Source organism: Schnuerera sp., assembly GCF_035459645.1.
Taxonomy (GTDB): Bacteria; Bacillota; Clostridia; order Tissierellales; family Tepidimicrobiaceae; genus Schnuerera.
In genome coordinates, this window is record NZ_DATHXO010000227.1 from 1 (window position 1) to 2600 (window position 2600).

3 protein-coding genes are annotated in these 2600 nt (G+C 31.9%); all 3 read left to right on the top strand.

Translation table 11 applies throughout. The features are described from left to right. The coding region (gene ligA / locus VK998_RS05375) for an NAD-dependent DNA ligase LigA (RefSeq protein WP_325226338.1) at nt 1-1483 on the top strand (1483 nt) is incomplete at its 5' end. A gap of 58 nt (nt 1484-1541) precedes the next feature. Next, nucleotides 1542-1826 carry an Asp-tRNA(Asn)/Glu-tRNA(Gln) amidotransferase subunit GatC gene (gene gatC / locus VK998_RS05380; protein ID WP_325226340.1) on the top strand — a complete coding sequence of 95 codons (285 nt, stop codon included), beginning with the start codon at nt 1542-1544 and terminating at the stop codon, nt 1824-1826. Between the two features lie 14 nt (nt 1827-1840). Continuing rightward, nucleotides 1841-2600, top strand: a 760-nt coding sequence (locus VK998_RS05385; protein ID WP_325226341.1) for an amidase, incomplete at its 3' end; no start/stop codon positions are given.

A 2600-nucleotide genomic window follows, 5' to 3' on the forward strand; every position in this document is an offset into this window, starting at 1 on the left:
AGGAACCATTGAAGTGCAAGGGGAGGGGCTAATGCCTTTATCTGCTCTTCAAAAATACAACGAGACAGCCAAAGAGCCACTTAAAAATGCAAGAAATGCAGCTGCAGGAGCTTTAAGGAATTTAGACCCAAAAATAACTAAAGAAAGAAATTTAGTAGCATACTTTTATAATATAGGTTATATAGAAGGAAAAAAATTTACCACACATATGGAAATGCTTGAATTTATAAAGGGAAATAGATTACCAGTATATGATTATGCCAAAGAGTGTAATTCTATAGATGAAGTGATTAAAGAAGTAGAAAATATAGAAGAAGCAAGACATCATTTAGACATATTAACAGATGGGGCAGTAATTAAGATCAATGATATGAAAACTCGTGAAGCCCTTGGCTATACCATGAGATTTCCAAGATGGGCAATAGCTTATAAATTTGAAGCAGAAGAAACTACTACCAAATTACTATCTGTTCAATGGAATGTAGGTAGAACTGGGAAAGTTACTCCTACTGCTATATTGGAACCAGTGGAAATTGGAGGAGCAACTGTAAGACGGGCTACATTGAATAATTATGATGATATACTCAGGAAAAAGGTAGCTTTAGGTTCTAGAGTATTTATTAGAAGGTCTAATGAAGTAATTCCAGAAATAATGGGAGTGGTAGATACAGAAGAAGAAACGATTAAAATAGAAAAACCCAGCCATTGCCCTGCTTGCAATAGTGAATTAATACAGGATGGGGTCCATATATTTTGTCCAAATTCTTTGACTTGTAAACCTCAATTAGTGTCTCGAATAGTACATTTTGCTAGTAGAGATGCTATGAATATAGAAGGATTAAGTGAAAAAACAGCAGAAAAATTGTTTGAAGAATTAGACCTTAAGGATGTAGGCGATATATATGAAATAAAATATGAGGATTTATTAAAACTTGAAGGATTTAAAGATAAAAGAGCTAAAAACTTATTGGAAGCCATTGAAGCTAGCAAAGATACTACCTTAGATGCTTTTATATATGCTTTAGGAATTCCCAATGTAGGATTAAAAACAGCTCAAGATTTAGTAACAAAATTCAAATCTTTAAATGCCATAAAAAATGCTACTTATGAAGAATTAATAGATGTACCAGATATAGGACCTAAAATAGCAGATAGTATAATTGAATTTTTTCATGATAGTAGAATTTTAGAAGGAATAGATAAATTGCTATTTGAAGGGGTAAAGCCTCATTATGAAGAAACAACCCTTGAAGATTCTATATTCACAGATAAAACTATAGTAATTACTGGAACTATAGCATCCTATGCTAGAAAGGAATTAAAAGGAAAAATACAAGAAATGGGAGGAAAAGTAACGGGTTCTGTAAGTAGCAATACGGATTATGTAATTGTAGGTGAAAATCCTGGTTCTAAATATAACAAAGCTGTGGAGCTAGGTATTGAGATAATAAATGAAGAAAGGTTATTAGAAATTTTACAGTAATATAATAAGAGATTATATTTTCAATGGTAAAATTATACAAGGAAAGGAAGGTTAGAAAATGATTTCAAAAGAAGATATAAAAGAAGCAACTGAAATGTGTAAACTTAAATTGTCTGAAAAAGAAATTGATATTTTTATGGGAATGTTTTCTAATGTATTAGAACAATTAAAAAATTTAAATGAAGTAGATACAGATGGAGTAGAAGCCATGAATTTTATTAATTTAAAAGAAGAATCATTAAGAGAAGATTTAGGAGAAGAGGGGCTAGATAAAGAAGAAACACTTAAAAATGCTCCAGAACAAGAATATGGTTATTTTAAATTACTAAGAGTAATGGATTAAAAGGGGTGGTTGGAATGGATTTAGTAAAATTATCAGCTGTAGAAATGAAAGAAAAACTCAAAAATAAAGAAATATCTAGCAAAGAAATTATAAAGGCTCATTTTGATAGAATAGAAGAAGTAGAAGGCAGTTTGAACTCCTTTATTACATTGACTAAAGAAGAAGCAATTATGGCAGCAGATAGGATAGATAATAAGATTAGAAATGGAGAGAATTTAGGAATATTAGGAGGCATACCTATAGGGGTCAAAGATAATATAATTACAAAAGATATAAAGACTACCTGTGGGTCAAAAATGCTTGAAAATTTCCTACCTCCTTATGAAGCTACAGTTATAGAAAAGATTAAAAAGGCTGATGGAATTATTTTAGGTAAAACAAATATGGATGAATTTGCAGCAAGTTATTCAACAGAGAGTTCTTATTTTGGTGTAACTAAAAATCCTATAGATGAGGAAAGGGTACCAGGAGGTTCCAGTGGAGGTTCTGCTGCTGCAGTAAAAGCTGGGCAGGTAGCTTTGGCATTAGGCTCTGATACAGGAGGTTCAAACCGACAACCTGCTAGTTATTGTGGAGTTGTAGGAATTAAACCAACATATGGACTTGTTTCTAGATATGGACTTATTTCATTGGCCAATTCTATGGACCAAATAGGAACTTTTGGAAGAAATGTAACTGATGCAACCTTAATGTTGGAAGCAATTGTAGGACAGGATAAAAAGGACCCAACTTCCATGAATATAGAAAAGGTTGATTATCTAGGTAAGTTAAAAG

Bases quoted from the DNA above. Each gene is read 5' to 3' on its own strand.
- gatC (WP_325226340.1), top strand. From the start codon at position 1,542: ATGATTTCAAAAGAAGATATAAAAGAAGCAACTGAAATGTGTAAACTT.